This is a genomic window from Candidatus Tisiphia endosymbiont of Xenochironomus xenolabis, from assembly GCF_964264705.1.
In the GTDB taxonomy this organism is placed as follows: Bacteria; Pseudomonadota; Alphaproteobacteria; order Rickettsiales; family Rickettsiaceae; genus Tisiphia.
The window spans coordinates 627,203-651,511 of record NZ_OZ183473.1; the positions used below are offsets into that span (position 1 = coordinate 627,203).

Below are 24,309 nucleotides of genomic sequence, written 5' to 3' on the forward strand. Positions count from 1 at the left end.
TTATTATGATAAAATGAAGTGACATGACTAAAAAAATTGTGGCAATTATTGGCAGACCCAATGTCGGAAAATCTACGCTCTTTAATCGTTTAGCTATCAGGAAAAAGGCAATCGTACATGATCTCCCTGGGGTAACACGTGACCGAAAATACGCTGATGCACAAATTGGCCCATTCGATTTTACGGTAATTGATACTCCTGGTTTAGAAGAAGCAGAAGATGAAAAATTAGAATATAGAATGATGCAACAAACTATGGAAGCTATTATAGAGGCAGATTTGCTATGTCTTGTGGTAGATGGCAAGGAGGGGGTGTTACCTGAAGATCGGTTTTTTGCTAATTTTATCAGAAGATATAATAAGAAATCTGTGTTAATCGTTAATAAATGTGAAGGACGATTTGACTTTGCTAAAGAATATTACAAGCTTGGTTTTGATAATGTAGTACCAATTTCTGCTGAGCATGGTGTTGGTATGGCAGATTTATACGATGCAATAACTGAAGAATTAGAAAACGAAGATGGAGAGGAAGAATTAACTGACCAATTAACCGATCCAATAAAAGCTAACTATATACAAATAGTGGTGAGTGGTCGACCAAATGCAGGAAAATCTACTTTTATTAATAGCATTATTAACAATGAAAGATTATTAACAGGGCCTGAAGCCGGTATAACAAGAGAATCTATAGAAATTGATTGGCTATATAATGATAATAAATTTAAATTAATTGATACGGCTGGCTTAAGAAAAAAAGGAACGGTTACTAAATCCTTAGAAAAATTATCATCTTCTGACGCTATTAATAGCATCAAGTTTGCTAATACAGTTATTCTGATGGTTGATGCACGAACTCCTCTAGAACAACAAGATCTAAATATTGCCAATTATGTTATAGATCAAGGCAGAAGTTTGCTTATAGTAGTTAATAAGCGGGATTTGATTGAGAGAAGAGATCAGGATAAATTTAAAGAGGAATTTGCTTATAAGATAGAAACTAATCTACCGCAAGTTAGAGGATTGCCAATAATATTCATATCAGCCTTAAAAAAACATAATATTAATATGGTGCTAGATGAATCTATCAGAATTTATAATTTATGGAATAAAAAAATTACAACAAGTAAACTGAATGATTGGTTAGGTTTTGCCCTTGAACAGCATCCGTTACCCTTACAAAAAGGCGGGAGACGTGTTAGAATTAAATATATGACTCAAACAAAAATTCGTCCACCGACCTTTAAGCTATTTTCCAATAATCCTGAAAAAATCACTGATAGTTATACTAGGTACCTTATAAACAACTTGCGGGCAGCTTTTAATTTACCAGGTGTTCCAATAAGATTTATTTATACTAAAACTGAAAATCCATATGTAAAATCATAGAATGTTAGCGTTCACGAAAAAAAGTTAAAGTATAAGGTCATTGCGAGAAGGCGTAGCCCTATGGTACTTATGTCATGGCAATTGTCATAACATAAACACATTCAGCTCCAGAATCTTTTAAGATTTTAGCACATTTGTTAACTGTAGTTCCAGTGGTCAATACATCATCTACTAATAATATTTTTTGACCTATAATCTGATATTTTTTATTGAGTATAAGGCTATTTGATAAGTTTTTTTCTCGTTCTTTTTTAGATAAAAATGTTTGAGATTTAGTCCATTTTGACTTAATTAATACATCCGGACTAAACGACTTTCTTGCTAATTTGCTAATTTCTAAGGCTAGAATCAAAGCAGGATTATACATTCTAAACAACCTCTTGAACCTATTCATGGGAACTGGAATAATTAAGTCAATGTCTTGAATTTCACTATTATAGTGTGTATAAAATAATTTACTAAAAGTTTTAGCAAGAATAGTTTTATCCTGGTATTTAAAGGCATGAATTATTTTTTTGCTATGCTCATTAAATTTAATTAGACTACGAGATTTATCATAACAAGGTTTATGTTGAAAGCATTTTGCACAACACATATTATCTAAAATTGATATATCTAATCTACTACCACAAATAATACAGTAGGGTTTTGTAATAAAATCAAGTTTTTTCCAACAATTTTGACAAAAATCCTCTTTAGTTTCAGTCATTTCGGTACAAGACAAGCATCTTGCTGGTAAGATGTAATCTATAAGATAATCATAAAGTCTACTGATTTTGTGTACGTAATGAAGCAAATCTTTAAGCGATGTCAATGGTTAAATTTACTGGTCTACGAACACATGGGTTTCTAATACCAGACGGATCTGTTGATTTAATAGATACACAAGGACTTTTAATCTCATAAGGAGGACTAGAGGTACATGATAATAATTGCAATAACACAAAAAAAGGCAGAAGAAATCTTAATAATTTTGTCATAATTGTCATTTAAAATAATTTTAGAGTTTATACGTAAGTTATCCTAGTTTGCAATATATCTCAAGTATATTTGATGAAAAATAAGTTTTAGATATAAAAAACATAATAGCTTGTGGTATTTTTCTTGACAAAGATATATAATGCAAAATTGATAAATCAAGGAAATGATGGCAAATATACCTTTTAAAGAAAAACCTCCTTATGCAAAAAAGTATAATAGTTGGCGTATTAGAATTTTATATTCGATAATTGTTGGTTACTCGACATTCATACTTTGTCGTCAGAATTTTAATATTGTAATGCCTGCTTTAATGGAGCATTTTGATGTAACCAAAACTCAACTTGGTTGGATTTTAACAACTGCCTCTATATTTTATGGTATAGGAAAGTTATGTAATGGATTCTTAAGTGATAGATCAAATGCTCGTATATTTATGGTAATTGGTCTTATATGTGTAGGTGTTGTAACATTGTTATCAGGTTTTGCTTCAAGCATAACATCACTTGGTATTTTGTGGATTCTGAATAATTGGTTTCAATCTATGGGTTGGCCACCTGCAACACGTATGTTAACTTATTGGTACGCTTCTAAGGAATTAGGAATGAAATGGTCTCTAGGAGCCACTTCTAATCAAATTGGCGGAGCAATCACTATGATAGTATGTGGTTATTTAATAGATGCTTACGGTTGGAAAGCAGCGTTTATAATTCCTGGAATAATTGCATTATTAGTATCATTATTTCTATTCAATAGATTACGTAATTCCCCCAGTGAGGTTAATTTACCTATAGTGGAAGAGTACAAAGAATGTGATATATCTCTTGATAGTGATAATTTATTAACAACTCAATTAATAAAAATTGTATTTTGTAATAGATTAATGTGGTATGTGTGTTTTGCCAACATGTTTATTTATATTGTGCGTTCAGGTATAATTTTTTGGGCTCCTGTATTTTTGTGCGAGCTAAAAAACATTACTATTGCTCAAGCTGGTTGGCAAGTTGCTTCTTATGACATTTTAGGTTTAACTGGTGGTATTGTTGCTGGATGGATGTCAGATAAAATATTTCAGGGACGACGTGGACCAGTTGGTTCAGTATTTATGTTTGCTTTAGCTTTTACTATTATTTTATTTTGGCAAATGCCAAATGAGTATGAAATATTTAGTATTATTACTCTTGCTTTGGTTGGTTTTTTTGTATCTGGACCACAAGTATTAATAGGTGTTGCTACAGCAGATTTTACTAATAAACAAGCCGTTGGTACAGCTAATGGTCTTTCAGGTTTATTTGGTTATCTTGGTGCTGCACTGGCTGGCGTATGTGTTGGTTGGATTTCTGATAACTTAGGGTGGAATGGCGTTTTTTTATTTTTTAGCCTGTCCGCTTTCTTGGGAGCAATAATTCTTTCCTTAACTTGGAATTATAGCTCTAGAAGAACTGTATAACATGTTACCTAACTGTACTATCAGAATTTACTTGCCAAAAATATATAAATTTATATAAATGTTAATAATAAATTAATAAAGGTTTACTGTGACTCAAGAATATACGTTTTCAATGATTAAGCCAGATGCTACGAAAAGAAATCTAATTGGTAAAATTAATTCTTACTTAGAAAATAATGGGCTAAAAATAGTAGCTCAAAAAATGACTATTTTAACTAGAGATCAAGCAGAAATTTTTTATGCAGAACATAAATCAAGAGCATTTTTTAATAGTTTAATAGAGTCTATTACTTCCGGTCCGGTTGTTTTGCAGGTTCTTAAAGGAGAAAATGCTGTTTTACAAAATCGTAAAATAATGGGAGCTACTAATCCAAATGATGCTGAATTAGGTACTATTAGAAAAGATTTTGCAAAAAATATTGAGGAAAATAGTATACATGGTTCTGATACTTTAGAAAGTGCTGAAAGAGAAGTGAGATTTTTCTTTGCTGAAAAAGAAATTGTAGAATAACACAATGATTATGAAGTATAGCGTTGTAGTTATTGGCGGTGGTCATGCTGGTTGTGAGGCAGCTTCGGCTGCTGCACGTCTTGGCATAGATACTCTTTTAATTACTTTAAAACTAGATAATCTTGGTGAAATGTCTTGCAACCCTGCAATAGGTGGGGTAGCAAAAGGTACTTTAGTAAAAGAGATAGACGCTCTTGATGGACTCATGGGTAAAATTATAGATCAAGCTGGTATCCATTATAAGATGCTTAATGAAAGCAAAGGTCCAGCAGTTTGGGGACCAAGAGCTCAAGCTGATAGAAAGCTTTATAAAAAAGCTATGTATAATGCCTTGATAAATCATCCAAATTTGACAATTTTATGTGCATCTGTAGAAAATATTGAGATACACAACTCTGAAGTAAAAGCATTAACCTTAGATGATGGCACTAGAATTGAATGTCAAAAAGTTATATTAACTACCGGTACATTTTTATCCGGACTCATTCACATAGGAGATAAAAAAATTCCATCGGGTAGAATAGGTGAAAAGCCGTCATACGGTTTATCTAACGCACTAAAATCTTTCGGCTTTGCTCTTGGTAGGTTAAAAACTGGTACTCCTCCAAGAATAGATGGAAGAACAATTGATTATAACGAAATAGAGGTGCAGGCTGGAGATGCTGTGCCACGCCCTTTTTCCGAACTCACAACTTCTGTTAAGATAAAGCAAATAAATTGTTTCGTTACTAGAACAACTGAACAAACTCATGAAATTATTAGGAATAACTTAGATAAGTCAGCTATGTATTCTGGACAAATCAAGAGTATAGGACCAAGATATTGTCCATCCATTGAAGATAAGGTTACTAGATTCTCTAAAGCAAGTCATCAAATATTTTTAGAACCTGAAGGCTTGGACGACCATACTATATACCCAAATGGCATATCTACATCATTACCTGAAGATATACAATTAGCATTGCTAAAAACAATTCCTGGTCTTAAAAATGCCACTATGTTAAAACCAGGATATGCAATAGAATATGATTATGTTGATCCTAGAGAGTTAAAAATAACGTTAGAAACGAAAAAAATTAAGGGATTGTATTTTGCTGGTCAAATTAATGGCACCACTGGCTATGAAGAAGCCGCGGGGCAAGGAATTATGGCTGGCATTAATGCAGCCTTATCACTAAAAAATCAATCAAATTTTATTTTGACTAGAGCAGATGCCTATATTGGTGTTATGATTGATGATTTAATCACTCTTGGTACAATAGAGCCTTATAGAATGTTTACTTCTAGATCTGAATATAGACTTTCGGTTAGGGCAGATAATGCAGATTTAAGACTAACTCAAATGGCTATAGATATTGGTATTATATCTAATTTACGTAAAGAAGTTTTTAGTAAGAAATGTGACGATATTCATAAGGTAGAAAACATTGTAAAAACTATCTCTTTAACAACTACTAAATTAGCCAACCTGGGCGTCTCTATCGCACAAGATGGTTCATATAAAACAGCCTTTGATTTACTAGGATTACCAAATTTTGGTGTTGATAAAACGATAGAAATCTTTCCAGAGCTTATTTCATTAAATAAAAAAATTCTTCATTATCTTTGTATTGAATCAAGATATTCTTCTTATTTGACTAGACAAAATGCAGATATTCAATTATTTAAAGAAGAAGAGCTAGAATTATTAGATGATGATATTGATTACTTCAAAATACCCAGCTTGTCTACAGAAGTAAGGGAAAAACTCCAGTATCACAAACCAGCTACTATTGGTGCAGCTAGAAGAATATCTGGGGTTACTCCAGCTGCTTTAATAGCAATTATAATTTATATAAAAACAAAATATAGACATTAATGTACAATTATAGTAGTGTTTCACGTGAAGTATTAGAAGCTCTTGAGAAGTATCAATCATTAACGTTGAAATGGAATAAAGCTATTAATCTCGTTTCTTGTAATACCAAGAATGATTTTTGGGTGAGACATATCTTAGATTCTTTACAACTAATGAAGTACATAAATGACCAAAATATTCATTTAATAGATTTTGGCTCAGGTGGTGGATTTCCAGGAATAGTTTTGTCTATTGCCGGGATAAAGAATGTTACTTTAGTAGAGTCTGATGTAAGAAAATCTGTTTTTTTATTGCAAGCTTCCAAAATTTCTAGTAATAAAATTAATGTGGTTAATCAACGAATAGAAAGTGTTAAATTAGATTGTGATATATTAACTTCTAGAGCTTGTACTCAGTTAGATAAAATATTGGCTTATACTAAACATATTAATGTAAGAAATAAGTATTTATTATTTAAAGGTGAGAAATATCAACAAGAAATTGAGATTGCTAAAAAGAGATGGTCTTTTTGTCATTCTATATATGATAGTGAGACTTCTAATAATAGTAAGATTTTAGAAATTAGTAACATATATGACAAAAATAGTTGCGGTAGTTAACCAAAAAGGTGGAGTTGCAAAAAGCACAACTACTGTAAATTTGTCAACAGCTTTATCTGTAATGGGTAAAAAGATTTTGGTAATAGATTTAGATCCTCAGGGAAATAGTAGCACTGGTTTTGGTATAAGCCAACAGGATAGAAAAGTTACTATTTATCAGGTACTAATTGGTTCAAAAACGATTGAAGAAGCCATAATACAAACGAATATTCCAAATTTACAAATAATTACAGCTAACACTAATTTATCAGGTGCTGAGATAGATTTATTAAGTATACAAAAGCGTGAATATTTATTATCAAATTTGTTAAATAAATTAGTCAATAAATATGAGTACATTATTATAGATTGCCCTCCTTCTCTTAACTTATTGACAGTTAATGCATTAGTGGCTTGTGACTATGTATTAATCCCTATGCAATGTGATTTTTATTCATTAGAAGGATTAAGTCATTTGCTAAAAACAATTGAAATTGTAGAAAAGAATTTAAACCCTAAAATAAAAATTGCCGGCATTTTATTTACTATGTATGATAAACGCAATCGATTAACTGAGCAAGTAGAGAATGATGTTAGAAAATGCTTAGGAGGATTGGTATTTAAGACAGTTATTCCACGGAATGTAAAACTATCTGAAGCACCATCTCACGGTCAACCAGCAATTATCTACGATCATAAATGTACTGGCTCTATTGCTTATATAGAACTTACAAAAGAGATTTTAGGTAGAAATATATGAAAAATAAAAATTTAGGCAAAGGATTATCAGCTTTGCTTGGAGAAGAAGTTTTTACTGTAGAGAAGGATGAGTTAGTAAAAATTATAGATATTGATAAAATTGAAGCTAGGAATAATCAACCAAGAAAAAAGTTTGAATATGATAAAATAAAAGAATTAGCCGATTCCATAAGTAATAATGGTTTGTTACAACCAATTATTGTTAGCTCAGTCAGTGATGGGAAATATAAAATTATAGCTGGTGAGAGACGTTGGCGTGCTTGTAAGGTGGCTAAGCTTACTGATATTCCTGCTATTATAAAAGATATAGGAGATAAAGAAATTATAGAAATAGCTCTAATTGAAAATATTCAAAGAGAGGAATTATCTGTTATAGAAGAATCGGAAGGATTTGAGAGATTAATAAAAGAGTTTGGTTATACACAAGAGCAATTAGCAGAAAAAGTTAGCAAGAGCCGTAGTCATATAGCTAATTTATTAAGACTAAATCAGTTACCACAATCTATCAAAGATAAAATAAATGAGGGGCTTTTAACTATGGGACATGCAAGATGTCTAATTAATCACCAGCAAGCTGAGGTAATAGCTAATCATATTATTGAGAATGATTTAAGTGTTCGTCAAACTGAAGATATAGTAAGAAATTGGTCTAAAAATGAATATACAAAAACCCCAGAACATGATAAACGTATAGGGAGAGGTCTTCTAAAAGAGAGTAGTAAAGAGAATGATTTACAATTATTAGCTAAATCATTGTCAGAAAGATTTAATATAAAAGTAACTATTGAAGATTACCCAATTGGTGGGAAATTGATATTTCACTATAGTAATTTAGAAGAACTTGATTCAATTTTATCGAGGTTAAATTAAATGCAAATTTTTCTAGATAGTGCTGATATTAAAGAAATTGATGAGATTAACCAATTAGGTATAATTGATGGCATAACTACTAATCCTTCCTTGATGTCTAAGACAAAATACGACTTTGTATCAACTATTGCAGAAATATGTAAGATAATAACTTCTGATGTTAGCGTTGAAGTGGTTGCTAATGATGTTGATACTATGATTAATCAAGGTAATAAAATTTTAGGAATATCCAGTAATATTGCGATTAAGTTACCTATGACATGGGACGGTATTAAGGCGTGCCAATATTTTGTAGGTAAAGGAAAAAAAGTGAATATGACCTTATGCTTTTCTGTTAATCAGGCACTTATCGCTGCAAAAGCTGGAGCATCTTATATATCACCTTTTATCGGTAGACTTGATGATATAGGTCAAAATGGTATTAGTTTAATAAGTGATATAAGACAAGTATACGATAATTATCAGTATCAAACAAAAATCCTTGCTGCATCTATAAGAAGCCCTAACCATGTTTATCAAGCTGCTATGTATAAGGCTGATGTTGCGACAATGTCTGGTAAAATTATTAAGCAATTATTAAATCATCCACTAACAGATTCAGGTTTAGAGATTTTTAATAAGGATTGGAATAAATCGGGGTTAAAAATTTAAGAAAATTATATACTTGTATAACCTAAACATTTATGCAAATATGTTTTTGCAAAAGTTACGAATTGCCAAGTGAACGAGCTTACAGTTTGGTTATGGTAGAAAGAAGTGGTAATGTCAAAGCACAGGTTATTGAAAAGGTTAAGATAAAAACCATAGAAAAAACAACGATGAATAATATAACTATTGGTTCGACAATTTTATCTAGAGTATTACAAAACTTCTATAATGTGCTGTTTAAGCATGGAGTATTTGGTGTTTATCATTCTATAAGTGAAAAACACACTGAAAGATATTTGAATGAATTTATCTTTAAATAGGCAATATGTTTAATAACATTCTTTTAAATGTCAAAAAATATTTGGTAAATTCTTATGAAAATTGAATCATTAAACAATTTAGAAATATCGTTTAATGAAGCTTTATCAAGGATAGGAAAAGCTGTAGTAAAAAATGATGACATGATAATTGAAAACGAGGATAAGGCAAAACCATTTGTAAAATGGGTAGGTGGAAAAAGAAGTTTAATAAAAGAATTATCCTCGAGAACGCCACAAACTTATAAAAGCTATTATGAACCCATTTGTAGGGGGAGGAGCACTTTTGTTTGCTCTTGCTCCAGCTAGTGCAACTATATCAGACATAAACCTAGATTTAGTTATTACATATGCTGTGATTAAAAATAAACCTCAAGAATTAATAAAGCTACTGGCAAAACATAAAGTAAATCATTGTGAAGAGTATTATTACAAAATCCGAAAACAATTTATTAATGATAATGATATAGAAGTTGCTGGACGTTTTATATATCTTAATAAAACCTGTTATAATGGGCTTTATAGAGTCAATAAAAAAGGTGAATTTAATGTGCCTATGGGGAGATACAAAAATCCAGCAATAGTTGATGAGACAACTATAATAGCTTGTAGTAAATTACTACAAAATGTTGACATAAAATATCAAGATTTCAGCAAAGTCTCTCCAAATAAGGGTGATTTTGTTTATATTGATCCTCCTTATCATCCTATAACTAATGCATCTTTTACTAAATATACCAAACTTGATTTTATAGAAACAGATCAGATAAAACTTTATCAAAAATGTAAAGAGTTAAACGATAAGGGTGTATATTTTATGCTTTCAAATTCTAATATTCAGTTTATAAAGCAGATGTATAAAGATTTTTATATAGAGATTATTGAAGCACCACGCACTATTAATTGTAAAGCTAATGAAAGGAAAAATGCAGAAGAGGTTTTGATTAGAAATTATGAATAAAACACAAGGTGGATCAATTGCAAATAAAACAGGGAATGAACTTGAGGTATTTATAAATAATCGTCTTGTTAGGGAAGGTTACGTTTTTGTTCCTAAGATTAGATTTATTGCTTAACAAACATTAGCACAACCAATTTATACTAGGCAATTTAATTTAGGAAAAACTATTTATAATACTGTTTGGCAATGTGATTTTATTCTATATCATCCTATAAAACATTCTAATTGTCTTGTTATTGAATCTAAGTGGCAACAATCAAGCGGTTCTGCAGATGAAAAATACCCTTATACAATATTAAATATTAAAAAACAAAGTGTTTATGATGCTATTATCATTATAGATGGAGATGGTTACAAAAAAGGTGCTTTACAATGGTTAAAAGATCAAGTTCATGGAAACTTAAAAGGTGTTTTTAGTATGTCTGAATTTACAACTTGGACAAACAAACAAAATATTTAGGCTATATATGTATATAATTTACAAATTTAATGATTAAAAAATTCATGTAAGATTAATCTGTTTCACTAACTATTTAAAAACTACAAATAAACTACAAAAAATAAAGGAATTAATGATTATGTCGTATCAATATGTTTATGTTATGAATGGTTTAAGTAAGACCATCAACGGTAAACAAATTTTAAAGGAAACTTATTTGTCCTTCTTACCAGGGGCAAAAATTGGTATTATTGGTCCAAATGGAGCAGGTAAATCTACTCTTCTAAAAATCATGGCAGCTATTGATAAAGAATATGATGGTGAGGCTTTTGTGGCTAATGGGGTTAAAGTTGGTTATTTAGCTCAAGAGCCATATCTTGATCCTACTCTAAATGTTTTCGATAATGTTATGGAAAGTTTAAATGATAAAAAAGCCTTAATTGACGAATTTAATGAAATAAGCAATAAATTTGCTGAAGAAATGTCCGATGATGAAATGAATGAACTTCTAGCAAAACAGGCTGATCTACAGGAAAAAATAGATAGTTGTGATGCTTGGAGCTTAGAGCGAGAAATAGAGATTGCTATGTTTGCATTAAGGTGTCCAGATAAAGATGCTGATGTTACAAAAATCTCAGGTGGAGAGAAAAGGCGAGTGGCATTATGTAAACTTTTGCTAGAAAAGCCTGATATGTTATTACTTGATGAGCCAACAAACCACTTAGATGCTGAATCGGTCTCTTGGCTAGAAAATTACTTAAAAAATTATAAAGGCACAGTAGTAGTTATTACCCATGATCGATATTTTCTTGATAATGTAACGGATTGGATATTAGAAGTGGATCGAGGTAGATGTGTTCCATGGCATTCTAACTACAGTGCTTGGCTTGAACAAAAGCAAGCAAAATTAGAAAATGAAGATAAAGAAGATGATGATAGGAATAAACAATTAAAACGAGAACTTGAATGGATACGCCAATCACCAAAGGCAAGGCAATCAAAAAGCAAGGCTAGAATTACTGCCTATCAAGATCTGTTACTCAAACAAAAAGAACAAAAATCAAGCGTGGCACAAATTATTATACCTAATGGTCCACGTCTAGGCGATTTAGTCATAGAGGCAGAACATATAGCAAAGAGATATGATGATAAGGTACTGTTATCAGATTTTAGTTTTAAGGTGGTTCCAGGGGCGATTGTTGGTATTATAGGTCCAAATGGAGCCGGCAAATCTACCTTATTTAATATTATCACTGGTAAAACCAACCCAGATCACGGTTCTATTAAATTAGGACAAACTGTTAAACTTGGTTATGTTGATCAATCAAGGGATAGTTTAGATGATAACAATACTGTGTGGCATGAAATTTCTTCAGGTCTTGAGGAGCTACAACTTGGTTCTAGATCAATGAAAAGTCGTGCTTATTGTGCAGCCTTTAATTTTAGAGGGGGCGATCAACAAAAGAAAGTAGGACAACTTTCTGGAGGTGAACGTAATAGGGCACACATAGCCAAATTATTAAAAGAAGGAGCTAATGTTATCTTACTTGATGAACCATCGAATGATCTGGATGTTGACACATTACGAGCCTTAGAGGATGCTATTTTAGATTTTGCTGGATGTGTATTAGTGATAAGCCATGATCGTTGGTTTTTAGATAGAATAGCAACCCATATTATTGCTTTTGATAAAGATGGAAATGCTACATGGTTTGAAGGAAATTACCAAGATTATCATGATTATATGATTAATTTAACAGGTGAAAATGTTATTAATCCTAAATATCGTCATAAAAAATTAGTATAAAATATGTCTATAGGAGAAATATTAGTGGTTATGTTAGTAGCAATGATAGTAACAAAGCCAGAAGATATTCCTATGATTATAAAAAAAATCCAAGAATTTAAATTATACTGCTCAGCAGTCAAAAATCAGGCATTAACATATATTACAAAAGATTTAAAAATTGATAATGATATTGTAGAAAATGATGTTGAGAAGTTGAACTTTTATTTAGAAAGAATTATTAATATCCAAGGATATTATGATGGTAATTATTCCCTAAATGAACTTAAAGTAAAATATGATAAGCTTATAAAAATAAAAAGTACAGAATATGGGAATATATTGGAAAATCATAAAAAATAATAAATTTTTTCATATGCTATTAGTGCCAGCTTATTTTGTGCTATAGTCAATTGATGAGAAATTGGGGACGTTATCGTAGGCAGCCTCCTAGCTCCAAATTTTCCTGAATTGACTATATAATTATATGAATCTGTTTAACTCTTATTAGGTGTATCTTGTTTAAGAAAATACTAAAAATAAAATTTATTTGTGTAACTATTACATTGATTCTACTAGTCAGTGGAATCAATTTTTGTATATTTTACTTATTTGCCCCTGGGGAACTTGTAGAAAACAAGACGGTAATAATCAAACCTAGATTGTCAACTGATCAAATTTCTATGACATTAAATGATCATAACATCATTAAATATCCTGCTTTATTTGCCTTTCTTGCCAAAATATATTCATTAAAACATTCTATAAAGAGTGGGGAATATATTTTTACTCAAAATATTTCTCCTATGCAAACTCTAAGGATATTATCCAGTGGTAAATCAATTATTCATAAAATGCTTATACCTGAAGGTATGCTTGTCCATGAAATAATAAAAAAAATTAATAGCGAAGAACGATTAATGGGAGAGATTATAGGAACAATTCCGGAAGGATTTTTAATGCCATCTACCTATTTCTTTTCATATGGCGATCAAAAAGAGCAAATCATTGATAAAATGCGAAAATTAATGTCTTTACAGCTCGACAAAATTATGGAAAAATTATCACCTGATTCTCCATTAAAAACTCGCCTTGATGTATTAATCTTAGCATCCATTGTGGAGAAGGAAGCTAGCTTAAACTCCGACAAACCTTCAATTGCCGCTGTATTTCTAAATCGCCTAAAAAAACATATGAAACTACAATCAGATGTAACAACAATTTATGCTATAACACTTGGGAAAGATAAACTAACAAGACCATTAACTAAAAAAGATTTTGCAATGCAATCGCCTTATAATACATATTATATTGCTAATTTACCAGTTGGAGCTATTTCTTGTCCTGGAATAAAATCTCTAGAATCTGTAGTAAATCCTGCTAAAATTGATTCATTATATTTTGTTGGTAACGGTGCGGGAGGGCATAATTTTTCTAATAATTTTAATGATCATAGTAAGCACGTTAAGGCTTATCGTAAAACTTTGAAGGAACCTTAAGCATGGATAATACTGAATTTGCTAAATTAGCTGAACAAACTATATCTTTAATTGCAGAGATAATTGAAACAGAAGATAAGGATTGCCTTATCGATATTGATTTCCAGGGTGATATTTTAACTTTAACTACCAACCAAGGCATATTTGTTATTAATAAACACTCAGCTGCTAAGGAAATTTGGCTATCTTCGCCAATTAGTGGTCCTTACCATTTTTATTACGCTGCTGATAGATGGCAATCAAAATCATCTGATGAGCTAGTTGCCATTTTAGAACAGGAGCTAAAAATTAATTTCAGAATATGCTTCAAAAACTTAAAAAGATTTGGAGAATTTGAATATGGTTGAAGATAATCACACAAAAATAATTTATTATAATGGTACATTATTGCATAAATGTTCAAAAAATAATCAACTAGTTTTAGTTGGAGGATGTTTTGATTTATTGCATTATGGTCATATACAGTTTTTACGTAATGCTAAAGCTCAAGGAAACTATCTAATTGTAGCTTTGGAACCAGATGAAACTATTAATAATTATAAGAAACGTGAAGTCATCCATAATCAGTTGCAACGTGCAGAAATTTTAAGTAGCTTAAGTTTTGTTGATAAAGTACTTATGTTACCTCAACTTAAAGGTTTTGATGACTATAATAAATTAGTACAAAATACTTGTCCGTCGATAATCGCCATAACAAAGAATGATCCTCAACTTAGCAATAAACAGATTCAAGCTAAACTTATAGGAGCAAAGGTGATTGAAGTTACTGACTTAGTAAGAGACCAAGAAATAGGAGCAGTGTTTAGCACCAGTAATATAGTCAAATGACTCACCTTATGTATGTTTGATTTTTGAACAGCTTTATTTATTGCAGGATATTATAAATGCTTACCTTCACTTCATAATAGTAACAATACTAATTTTATGGGAATTATATCTCTAAATTGCTAAATTTTTGTCTAGAGAAAGGGAACCACCATACTCCCTCAACCTTATTAACACATGTTTCTTCTTACCCGCAGAGATTTTAATAACTTGATTATCCTGCATAAAAGTCAAATTAATCATCATATTTTCATCTTCGATTAGTTGATTATTGATTTTAGCTCCAGCCCCTCTAATGAGCCTACGCCCCTCAGATTTTGACTCAACAAGGTTTAGTTCATAAAGCAATTCATATGCCGGAATACCTATAGTTAACCTGCTATGTTCAATATAGATAGATGGTAAATTTATATCGATTTCTCCTTGTTCAAAAACCTTTGTAGCTGTTTCTAAGGCTGTTATAGCTGCTTGTTTACCATGACAAAGTTTTGTTAAATTAAAGGCTAATTGCTTCTTGGCACCATTAATATCAGATCCAGCAAGTAAGATAAATTCTTGCATTTTACCTTCCTCTAGCTCACTATATAATTTAGCAAATTTAACTACATCCTGATCTTCACAATTTCGCCAATATTGATAATAATCATATGGGCTTAACATATCTTCATTTAACCACACCGCCCCACCAACAGACTTGCCCATTTTATTGCCAGAAGCAGTTGTTAATAATGGCGTAGTCATACCAAAAACTTCATTACCAGTTAGTTTCCTGGTAAAATCAACGCCCATTATTATATTACCCCATTGGTCGCTACCACCTATTTGTAAAGAACAACCATATACTTTATTTAAATGATAAAAATCGTAGGCTTGTAGTAACATATAGTTAAATTCTAAAAAACTCATATGCTGTTCTCTTTCCAAACGTAATTTCACCGAGTCCATAGATAACATACGATTCACAGAAAAAAAACTACCAAATTTGCCAAGAAAATCTAAGTAATTTAACGATTCGAGCCACTCTGAATTATCAACTAATATTGCATCATTTGTCCCAGTACCGAATTTAATAAATTTTGATAATGATTTTTTTATACCTTCAGCATTTTTTGCAATTTCTTCTTTTGTTAAAGATTTTCTTGCCTCATCTTTACCAGTAGGATCACCAATTTTACTAGTCGCCCCTCCCAGGATTACTATTGGTTTATGACCATATTGTTGCAATAGACGCAAAATCATAATTTGCATCAGACTCCCAACATGTAAAGATTGAGCTGTACAATCAAAGCCAATATAAACAGATATTTTACTATTGTTCATTAGTGTTGTTAGTTTTTCTAAATCAGTACATTGATATAAAAAACCTTTATTCTCAAAATCCTTAATAAACATAATTATTCACAAAATAATAAAATTAAACAATAGAACATAGGCGATGTACACAAAATTCTTCAGCGTCATTGTAAAGAAGACTGTAGGTCGACTAAGCAATCCAGAAAAGTGATTAATGGATTGCCACGCCACCTACGATGGCTTGCAATTTATTTTCTTAAACTTACACTTATGCGTTGCTCCATCGCTCCTTCTACCCAATTTTCCTGAATTGACTATATCCTAACCTAAATTTCTTGTAACTTCCATAATTTTTTGTATAGACTATGTTTATTACGAATTAATGTAGTATGTGTGCCTTCTTCAATAATTACCCCTTTATCTAGCACAATTATCCTATCCATATGTTTTAAAGTAGATAAGCGGTGGGCAATTGCAAGCACAGTCTTTCTTTTATCTTGAATTAGGAAGTTAAGGCTATCTTGGATAAAACGCTCAGTTTGACTATCAAGTGCAGAAGTTGCTTCATCTAAGATAAGAATAGGTGCATCTTTTAGAATAGCTCTCGCTATTGCCACCCTTTGCCGTTGTCCACCAGATAATTTGATACCTCGTTCTCCAACATAAGTATTATACTCTTCTGGCAATGTTGTAATAAATTCATGGATATGTGCCTTTTTGCTTGCCTCAATTACTTCCGCATCAGTTGCTTCCTGTTTTCCATATCTAATATTTTCCATCAGGGTTCGATGAAATAACAAAGTATCCTGAGGGATTACCGCGATGTTTTGTCGTAATGAGTCTTGAGTAGCATCGTCAATATTTTGTCCATCTATCAAAATTTGACCATTTGTAACTTTAAAATAACGTAACAAGAGATTAATAAGTGTTGATTTGCCACTACCAGAATGACCGACTATTCCTACCTTCTCACCATGACTAATAGAAAAAGTTAGCTCTTTAAAGATCAGTTCTTTGTTATAACCAAAATTTACATTTTTAAATTCAATAATAGCTTTATCAACTATTAGCGGACTTGCACTAAGTTTATCCAAATCTTGCTGGTTGACAGTAACTATTGACAACGCACTTTTTAAATCACCCATTGATCTAGTAAAATCCTGCAATGAAACTGTTGCATTCCAGATATCGTCTGCAACAACCAAGACAATACCAAAAACAAAAGCAAAATCTCCAACAGAAATTAAGCCATGTATTCTTAAATACAGCATATAGAATAGAATAAAACCAAACAAAACAAAATAGAAGCACACACCTACTATTTGAGTCTTAAAGTTATATTTGTATACTTTTAGCTGTTTGGGAATAAAATCATTTAATATATTATTATCTAGTGCCTTTAATTCTCTTGCCCTAGAAGCAAAAGAAAAAAGCGAAATAATATTAGTAATTTTATCTGCAATCTGCCCAATTATAAAATGCTTACTTTCGGATTCTAAGCAAGATAGTTGGTTTAATTTAGTTGAGAGTTTATACATAATTGGTACGTAAAAACTACACCATATTAGTACAAATATGCCAAGATTTGTGTTAACAAGACTAAGGGTACAAAAATTCACAACACATTTAAGAAACTTTTGCAGCAATCCGTGATGCATTTCCGCCCAAAATTTATCATACCCATCCAAAATACCTTTGATTTTGCTGCTTATGGCTCCTGTAAAACTTTCTTGGAAGAACAAATAAGAATGGTGCTGAACATAGTCGTATGATTGGAGCAATATAGAACGTCGCACATAAGGCTCAGCCTTCCATTCTGCTATGTCACCGATACGCCACACCAAAGGTAAAATCACTTGTGCAGACGTGAATATTATAATCGGTAGTAAAACTAACTTATAAGTTAGATTCTCTTGTGCTACTATTGTATCAAGAAATAATTTAATCGCATAATAATTGGCAGACGGGTAAAAACTACTTATAGTAGGGACAAGTAGCATAACCAAGTAAAACCATTTATATGGTTTTATATGGTGCCAAAAAAATGTAATAATAGATTTATTTTGCATGAGTTATTTTTTGTTTAAGAATTAGAATAACTAATTATTCCAAATTCGGTTATATCTATATATAACAGATTTTTTTGCTCCACTAATAGCTGTTTTTATTATTTTTGCGGTATTGGTTATTTTTTTTTATTCCTTAACTCAGTACATTACTGTTGCAACACATCGTTATTGCGAGAAGGCGTAAGCCGCACAACTGTTGAAAGTTAGAAGAGGAAGCGGTTTTAGACCGAATAGTTTAAAAGTCGTATGTGGTCAACGTCTATTAGCGAGAAAGACCGTAGGTCGACGAAGCAATCCATAAAAGTAACCAAAGATGGATTGCCACGACCTACTTGCGTGGTCTCGCAATGACGTATATGCACCCTAAACGTCATTGCGAGGGGTGCTAAAGTACGACAAAGCAATCCTGTTTTGTTTCACCCCTGCGAAAGCAGAGGTCTTAGATTCCCTCCTACGCGGGAATGACAATGGAAAGCGGGAATGAAATAATTTGTCGGAGAGGTTTATTCATTACTTCCATGACAATATTTATATTTCTTACCGGAACCACAAGGACATATCTCATTTCTAGCCACCTTTCCCCAACTTGATTGATCTGATGGTATTCTATCCTGTGGATTGACTTGAGTTTTAATAGGTTTAAGCTGAGTTTCAATACTAATCCCTGCATTATATTTACTAAAAGCAGGGTCTTCCCTAGTTTCTCGCATGGTCTTTTGCAGTGTTTTGTTTGCCAAAGACATTGATTCTTTTTTAATGTGGCTAGTATCCATATGAAGATGACAAACTTTCTGGATAAATAGCTCCTTCAAATTATCAAGCATTTGTTCAAATAAATTGAACGCTTCTCTTTTATACTCGTTAAGTGGATCTTTCTGAGCATAAGCCCTTAGTGATATACCTTGTCGTAAATGATCTAAATTATGTAAATGATCTTTCCATACTTGGTCTAAAGTTGTTAGTAGAATATATTTAATTGCGTAATTCATCAAGTCAACGCTATATGCTTCATTCTTTGCCTGGTATAGGTCATTTACCATTTGCACAACATTAGATGTCACCTCTATTTCGGTGACATTAGCCTTGGTTATAGATTCTTGATTTAGTTTTATAGCAAAAATACGTTGCAACTCTCCTGTTAAAGCATTTACATCCCAGTCTTCCCTATAAGAACCGGGGGGAATGAAAGTTAATACCACTTTTTCTACTAGTTCTTTTGTCATGCTAGCTAAAAAATCATGGGCAGAGTTTGATGCAATGATATCAGTGCGTTGTTCGTAAACTATCTTACGTTGATCGTTCATAACATCGTCAAAACGTAATAAATTTTTACGTATCTCGTAATTATGTCCTTCAACCTTCTGCTGAGCCTTCTCAAGTGAACGGCTAATCATAGGGTGATGGATTGCTTCACCATCTTTTAAACCTAACGTTCTTAGGACTCCAGAAATACGATCTGAAGCAAAAATACGCATAAGGTCGTCTTCTAGAGACAAGAAGAATTTTGTACTACCTGGATCACCTTGTCTACCGGCTCTTCCTCGCAACTGGTTATCTATTCTACGACTCTCGTGTCTTTCGGTACCTATAACAAATAACCCTCCAGCCTCTATTACCCGCTGCTTCTCTTCAGATATTTGCTCCTTTATTTTGATCATTTCTAATTGATACTGTTCCTCAGGTAGGTTTTGTAGAGAAAGTTGCTCTATTAGCATTTCCGGATTACCACCAAGCATAATATCGGTACCACGACCTGCCATATTTGTCGCAATAGTCACAGCTTTAAATCGTCCAGCTTGAGCTATAATAAACGCTTCCTGTTGATGAAATTTTGCATTTAAAACATTATGGGTTATTTTATTTATGGTAAGTAACTTAGAAATTTCTTCAGACTTCTCTATACTAACCGTTCCAACCAAAACAGGTTGACCGCGATCATAACACTCTTGTATTAATTTTATAATAGCTTGATATTTATCGTGTTTATTGCCGTAAATTTCGTCATCATAATCAACCCTAGTGATTGGATTATGAGTAGGAACAGCTAGTACATCAAGATTATATATGTCCTTTAACTCTGTAGCTTCGGTCATTGCCGTACCAGTCATGCCTGATAATTTGGGATAATTCCTAAAATAGTTTTGAAAAGTAATAGAAGCCAAAGTTTGATTTTCGTTTTGAATTGGCACATGTTCTTTTGCCTCTAGTGATTGGTGTAACCCTTCAGAATAACGTCTACCTTCCATCACCCGCCCAGTAAATTCATCAATAATCATCACTTTACCATCACGCACCAAATAATCAACATCACGATTGAAGAGAATATGGGCTCTCAATGATTGATTGACATAATGAACCAAACTTAAATTCTCAAAATCATAAAGGCTTGAACCTTGTTCAATAAGATTATTGGTCACAAGCATTGATTCTACATGAGTTATACCATCCTCAGTAAGATTAACGGTTCGTAATTTCTCATCTTTTTCGTAATCTTCATCTTTAAACTGACAAACCAATTTATCAATCTTAGTGTATAAATCCGAGCGATCATCTACTGGACCCGATATAATTAGTGGAGTTCTTGCTTCATCAATTAAAATTGAGTCAACTTCATCAATAATAGCGAATTTAAAGGGACGAAGTACCTTAGAGTCTTCGCTATATTTCATGTTATCTCTGAGAAAATCAAATCCAAGCTCGTTATTAGTTGTATGAGTAATATCTGCTCTATAGGCATCATGTCTGTCTTTGTCACTGATATTAGCAACGATACACCCAACAGATAATCCTAAGAAATTATATATCTTCCCCATCCACTCAGCATCACGTTTTGCTAAATAATCATTTACCGTAACAACATGTACTCCTTCACCAGTAAGAGCATTCAAATATGCCGGTAATGTGGCAACTAAAGTTTTTCCTTCCCCTGTACGCATTTCAGTAATCATCCCACGATGCAATATCAATCCACCAATTAGCTGAACATCAAAATGCCTCATTCCATAGACTCTTCTTGCAGCTTCTCGTACGACAGCAAAAGCTTCATAGGTTAGGTCATCTAATGACTCCCCATCTTTTAATCTTTGCCTAAATTGCTCTGTTTTATTTCTCAATTGATCATCAGAAAGCTTTTGTATCGATGGTTCAAGCAAATTAATCTTTTCAATTTCTAAAAATAGTTTTTTGATATTTCTATCGTTTGCTGTGCCGAATAATTTTTTAAGTAAAGAAAACATTTATATCCTAAATTCTGTAAATAACCTTATAAAATAGGGTATTTTATAATATTTATCAAACAAATTGTAAATAGCTATTGACGCCAGGTGGTTATCATTATAAAATCTAGCCATAATAATAAATATAAATGGATAACAAATGAAAAGAATATCTATAGCTTTTTTATCTGCTAGCTTACTTGCGAGCAGTGCTTTCGCTAACGAAGATAAAGTTGTTGCTACTTATAAAGGTGGCGAAGTAAAAGAATCGCAGATTATGCAGCAATTCCAGTCTTCTTTAGATAACCAACCAAGTGCTAAAGGTAAGAAATTTTCTGATCTTAATGCAAATATACAGGAAATGTTAGTTCGTGGTTATATCCATACAAAATTGTTTGAGCAAGAAGCTAAAAATTCTAATATTGAATCTTCAAAAGAATTTCAAGCTAAATTGAATATAGCGAAAAATCAAATGATTCAACAAGAATTGATGGAGCGTTATGTAAAATCTCATGTTGATGAGAAGATGATTAATGCTGAATATGATAAGCTAGTTGCTAGCTTAAAAGGAAAAGAAGAAGTAAAAGTAAGCCATATTTTGCTTGCAACTGAAAAAGAAGCAGTAAATATAAAAAATAGGCTTAATAAAGGAGAAAAATTTGCTAAGCTTGCTAAAGATTTGTCAAAAGATGAAGGTTCTAAAGAAAATGGCGGAGAAATAGGCTATATTACTTCTGGACAATTAGTACCTGAATTTGAAAATAAAGCATTATCAATGAAAGTAAATGAAATCTCTTCTCCGGTTAAAACTCAGTTTGGTTGGCATATTATTATGGTTCTTGACAAAAGACCTGCACAGATACCTTCTAAAGAGGAAGCTACCGCTAATATAACCAATAGGCTTAGTAGGGATGCTATATTAAAGTATGTCGCTGATCTTGAGAGTAAAGCTGATGTCAAAATAATGTTACCACAGTCACAAGTAACAGATGAGGCTAAAAAATAGCCTAGTATTATATTCAAAGATGTGCTAAGGGTAGAGATCATGCTTTAAAACAAATTTTGGTCTCTTTACCTCTTTGCAAACGCTAGACCTTTGTAGTCAATTCAGGAGATATTTGGGGTTAGGAACGATGGAGCCTATAAGTAATAGGCAAGCATTGAGCGATGACATCACCAACTTCTCATCAATTGACTATAGACCTTTAGTAAAAAACGGCCAGATAGCTCAGTTGGTAGAGCAAAGGATTGAAGATCCTTGTGTCGCTGGTTCGATTCCTGCTCTGGCCACCATCTTTAACAAATGAAATTTGCCAAAAAGCTTCTTGGTCTATTTAGTGACTCGCCTTGCAAATAACCTTCATGGCAATTTAAAAATTGCAGAAAATAATTGATATCATTGCGAGCCACCGTAGGTGGCGTGGCAATCCATAAAAGAGTAGAGATTGCTTCGTCGGCTAACGCTTTCTTGCAATGACGTTTGGCGATCAGATTTATATTCATTCAACAACCCGAAAAATCAACTTGTTAGTCTTTTTATAATTTCATCTTTGCTGAGCAGAGGTAATATTACTGACATTTCTGGTCCAGATGTCATTCCTGTTATAGCAAGTCTTAAAGGTAGGAATACTTCTTTACCTTTTTTACCAGTTATTTCCATAATTCTTTTAGTCCATATGCTCCAACTATCGATGGTTATTGGTTCGTCTATTAATAAGGTAGCTGCTTGTTTTAAAAACTCTTTATCTAATCCTTCAACTTTAGAGGGGGAATAACAAATATTCCACCAATCTTTTATTTCATATAATTTTTGTAAATTACCTCTAACTGCCAACCAGAATTGCTCATTTATTTGTTCAGCTTTAATCTCTTTTAAGCGATCTTTTACTTCATCAAAACTCAAGCTAATTAGTAATTTATGATTTAAACGCTCTAGCTCTTCTGGTAAATAAGTTGTTGGACTTTTAGAAAAATTATTAATGTCAAACTCTTCTATTAGCCCAGCTAAATTTTTAAATGGTATAATAGGCGATGATGAGCCAAGCAAACTAAAGAAACTATTAATTGCCATTGGTTCTAATCCAATTTTATCCCTTAGAGCAGCAATCTCAAATCCCCCTGTTCTTTTAGATATTTTTTCATCCCGACTGATAACTAGACTAAGATGAGCAAAATTTGGTACCTTTGCCCCTAGAGTTTCAAACATTTGCACATGAATGGCAGTGTTAGTTACGTGATCCTCGCCCCGAACAATATCGGTAATGCCATAATCAATATCATCAACAACCGAACAAAGCATATAAGTCATACTATTATCTTCTCTGATAACTATCGGATCACCAATATTCTTGCCTTCATATTTAACTTCACCCTTAATCATATCTTGCCAAATAATTGGAGTATGCGATACCAAGAATCGATAATGCGGTTTTCTTCCTTGACTAATATAGTCATTTATTTGTTGTTCAGTAAGGTTCAAAGCCGCACGATCATATATCGGAGGAAGCCCTCTAGATAGTTGTAACTTACGCTTTAATTCCAGCTCTTCCTGGGTCTCAAAACAAGGATATAATTTATTTTTTTGTAATAATAATGCTTTTACTGCTTCATACTTATCAAATCTATCAGATTGGCAAAAAGTTTGATCCCAGTTAAGTCCTAAAAATTTAAAATCCTCTTCAATGGCATGTTTATATTGTTGTTTGCTACGTTTAAGATCGGTATCATCAAACCTTAAAATAAATATGCCATTATGCTTTCTAGCATATAACCAATTTATCAGAGCTGTCATAGTATTACCTATATGCAACATACCAGTTGGTGAGGGGGCAAATCTTGTGATAACTTTTCTCATAATTTTCTAACTGC

At 32.2% G+C, this 24,309-nt stretch carries 25 protein-coding genes and 1 tRNA gene; 20 read left to right on the forward strand and 6 right to left on the reverse strand.

The annotated features are described in order from the left end of the window. Nucleotides 1-23: 23 nt before the first annotated feature. On the forward strand, nt 24-1,385 hold the full coding sequence (gene der / locus ACFELY_RS03120) for a ribosome biogenesis GTPase Der (protein ID WP_375333610.1): 1,362 nt from the start codon (nt 24-26) through the stop codon (nt 1,383-1,385). Nucleotides 1,386-1,452: 67 nt separating this feature from the next. On the opposite strand, the gene ACFELY_RS03125 is transcribed toward der, so the two are convergent. Together ACFELY_RS03125 and ACFELY_RS03130 are read right to left on the reverse strand one after the other, a co-directional pair. Continuing rightward, on the reverse strand, nt 1,453-2,199 hold the full coding sequence (locus tag ACFELY_RS03125) for a ComF family protein (RefSeq protein ID WP_375333611.1): 747 nt from the start codon (nt 2,197-2,199) through the stop codon (nt 1,453-1,455). Continuing rightward, nucleotides 2,186-2,365, reverse strand: a complete 180-nt coding sequence (locus ACFELY_RS03130; RefSeq protein ID WP_375333612.1) for a DUF2706 domain-containing protein — start codon at nt 2,363-2,365, stop codon at nt 2,186-2,188. Before ACFELY_RS03130 ends, ACFELY_RS03125 begins: the two co-directional genes overlap by 14 nt. 167 nt (nt 2,366-2,532) lie before the next feature. On the opposite strand from ACFELY_RS03130, the gene ACFELY_RS03135 reads away from it, so the two are divergent. The 17 genes from ACFELY_RS03135 to ACFELY_RS03215 all read left to right on the forward strand — a co-directional run bounded on the left by ACFELY_RS03135 (nt 2,533) and on the right by ACFELY_RS03215 (nt 14,867). After that, complete coding sequence (locus tag ACFELY_RS03135) at nt 2,533-3,813, forward strand: MFS transporter (RefSeq protein ID WP_375334119.1); 1,281 nt, start codon at nt 2,533-2,535, stop codon at nt 3,811-3,813. A gap of 88 nt (nt 3,814-3,901) precedes the next feature. Further along, complete coding sequence (gene ndk, locus ACFELY_RS03140) at nt 3,902-4,324, forward strand: nucleoside-diphosphate kinase (RefSeq protein WP_094648980.1); 423 nt, start codon at nt 3,902-3,904, stop codon at nt 4,322-4,324. Nucleotides 4,325-4,331: 7 nt separating this feature from the next. Beyond that, complete coding sequence (mnmG, locus tag ACFELY_RS03145) at nt 4,332-6,182, forward strand: tRNA uridine-5-carboxymethylaminomethyl(34) synthesis enzyme MnmG (protein WP_094648990.1); 1,851 nt, start codon at nt 4,332-4,334, stop codon at nt 6,180-6,182. After that, complete coding sequence (gene rsmG, locus ACFELY_RS03150; RefSeq protein ID WP_375333613.1) at nt 6,182-6,781, forward strand: 16S rRNA (guanine(527)-N(7))-methyltransferase RsmG; 600 nt, start codon at nt 6,182-6,184, stop codon at nt 6,779-6,781. Before mnmG ends, rsmG begins: the two co-directional genes overlap by 1 nt. Next, nucleotides 6,756-7,520, forward strand: coding sequence for a ParA family protein (locus ACFELY_RS03155; protein ID WP_341749395.1), 765 nt, complete (start codon nt 6,756-6,758; stop codon nt 7,518-7,520). Before rsmG ends, ACFELY_RS03155 begins: the two co-directional genes overlap by 26 nt. Then, the gene (locus ACFELY_RS03160; protein ID WP_250311630.1) at nt 7,517-8,389 is read left to right on the forward strand and encodes a ParB/RepB/Spo0J family partition protein; all 873 of its coding nucleotides are present in this window, start codon (nt 7,517-7,519) and stop codon (nt 8,387-8,389) included. The genes ACFELY_RS03155 and ACFELY_RS03160 overlap by 4 nt, the downstream gene beginning before the upstream one ends. Continuing rightward, nucleotides 8,390-9,040: a fructose-6-phosphate aldolase gene (gene fsa / locus ACFELY_RS03165; protein ID WP_375333614.1), complete on the forward strand. Its 651-nt coding sequence runs from the start codon at nt 8,390-8,392 to the stop codon at nt 9,038-9,040. Nucleotides 9,041-9,132: 92 nt separating this feature from the next. Then, on the forward strand, nt 9,133-9,357 hold the full coding sequence (locus ACFELY_RS03170; protein WP_341759573.1) for a hypothetical protein: 225 nt from the start codon (nt 9,133-9,135) through the stop codon (nt 9,355-9,357). A gap of 54 nt (nt 9,358-9,411) precedes the next feature. Next, the gene (locus ACFELY_RS03175; protein ID WP_375333615.1) at nt 9,412-9,663 is read left to right on the forward strand and encodes a hypothetical protein; all 252 of its coding nucleotides are present in this window, start codon (nt 9,412-9,414) and stop codon (nt 9,661-9,663) included. Beyond that, nucleotides 9,611-10,315 (forward strand): DNA adenine methylase, encoded by a 705-nt coding sequence (locus tag ACFELY_RS03180; protein WP_375333616.1) that lies wholly within the window; start codon nt 9,611-9,613, stop codon nt 10,313-10,315. Before ACFELY_RS03175 ends, ACFELY_RS03180 begins: the two co-directional genes overlap by 53 nt. Then, nucleotides 10,308-10,430: a hypothetical protein gene (locus ACFELY_RS03185; RefSeq protein WP_375333617.1), complete on the forward strand. Its 123-nt coding sequence runs from the start codon at nt 10,308-10,310 to the stop codon at nt 10,428-10,430. The genes ACFELY_RS03180 and ACFELY_RS03185 overlap by 8 nt, the downstream gene beginning before the upstream one ends. 18 nt (nt 10,431-10,448) lie before the next feature. Next, entirely contained in the window at nt 10,449-10,775 is a 327-nt protein-coding gene (locus ACFELY_RS03190) for a PD-(D/E)XK nuclease superfamily protein (RefSeq protein WP_375334120.1), read from the forward strand. 118 nt (nt 10,776-10,893) lie between these two features. Then, complete coding sequence (ettA, locus tag ACFELY_RS03195; RefSeq protein WP_375333618.1) at nt 10,894-12,561, forward strand: energy-dependent translational throttle protein EttA; 1,668 nt, start codon at nt 10,894-10,896, stop codon at nt 12,559-12,561. 3 nt (nt 12,562-12,564) lie between these two features. Beyond that, nucleotides 12,565-12,903: a DUF2672 domain-containing protein gene (locus tag ACFELY_RS03200; RefSeq protein WP_375333619.1), complete on the forward strand. Its 339-nt coding sequence runs from the start codon at nt 12,565-12,567 to the stop codon at nt 12,901-12,903. Nucleotides 12,904-13,058: 155 nt separating this feature from the next. Then, complete coding sequence (mltG, locus tag ACFELY_RS03205; protein WP_375333620.1) at nt 13,059-14,039, forward strand: endolytic transglycosylase MltG; 981 nt, start codon at nt 13,059-13,061, stop codon at nt 14,037-14,039. A 2-nt stretch (nt 14,040-14,041) separates the two neighbouring features. Continuing rightward, nucleotides 14,042-14,386: an iron donor protein CyaY gene (gene cyaY / locus ACFELY_RS03210; RefSeq protein ID WP_341759568.1), complete on the forward strand. Its 345-nt coding sequence runs from the start codon at nt 14,042-14,044 to the stop codon at nt 14,384-14,386. Next, nucleotides 14,379-14,867: an adenylyltransferase/cytidyltransferase family protein gene (locus ACFELY_RS03215; protein WP_375330094.1), complete on the forward strand. Its 489-nt coding sequence runs from the start codon at nt 14,379-14,381 to the stop codon at nt 14,865-14,867. Before cyaY ends, ACFELY_RS03215 begins: the two co-directional genes overlap by 8 nt. A 111-nt stretch (nt 14,868-14,978) precedes the next feature. Here ACFELY_RS03215 and tyrS read toward each other — a convergent pair whose 3' ends face one another. From tyrS to secA, 3 genes are all read right to left on the reverse strand, one after another. Beyond that, nucleotides 14,979-16,259 (reverse strand): tyrosine--tRNA ligase, encoded by a 1,281-nt coding sequence (gene tyrS / locus ACFELY_RS03220; RefSeq protein ID WP_375334121.1) that lies wholly within the window; start codon nt 16,257-16,259, stop codon nt 14,979-14,981. A 224-nt stretch (nt 16,260-16,483) separates the two neighbouring features. Next, nucleotides 16,484-18,226, reverse strand: a complete 1,743-nt coding sequence (locus ACFELY_RS03225) for an ABC transporter ATP-binding protein (RefSeq protein WP_375333621.1) — start codon at nt 18,224-18,226, stop codon at nt 16,484-16,486. Between the two features lie 503 nt (nt 18,227-18,729). After that, a complete protein-coding gene (gene secA, locus ACFELY_RS03230) occupies nt 18,730-21,462 on the reverse strand; it encodes a preprotein translocase subunit SecA (protein ID WP_375333622.1) in 2,733 nt (910 codons plus the stop codon). 139 nt (nt 21,463-21,601) lie between these two features. Here secA and ACFELY_RS03235 point away from each other — a divergent pair, with 139 nt between their 5' ends. Together ACFELY_RS03235 and ACFELY_RS03240 are read left to right on the forward strand one after the other, a co-directional pair. Next, nucleotides 21,602-22,447 (forward strand): peptidylprolyl isomerase, encoded by an 846-nt coding sequence (locus ACFELY_RS03235; RefSeq protein WP_375333623.1) that lies wholly within the window; start codon nt 21,602-21,604, stop codon nt 22,445-22,447. Between the two features lie 211 nt (nt 22,448-22,658). Continuing rightward, nucleotides 22,659-22,734, forward strand: a tRNA-Phe gene (locus tag ACFELY_RS03240). 226 nt (nt 22,735-22,960) lie between these two features. Here ACFELY_RS03240 and gltX read toward each other — a convergent pair. After that, nucleotides 22,961-24,295, reverse strand: coding sequence for a glutamate--tRNA ligase (gene gltX / locus ACFELY_RS03245; RefSeq protein WP_375333624.1), 1,335 nt, complete (start codon nt 24,293-24,295; stop codon nt 22,961-22,963). Between the last annotated feature and the right edge of the window lie 14 nt (nt 24,296-24,309).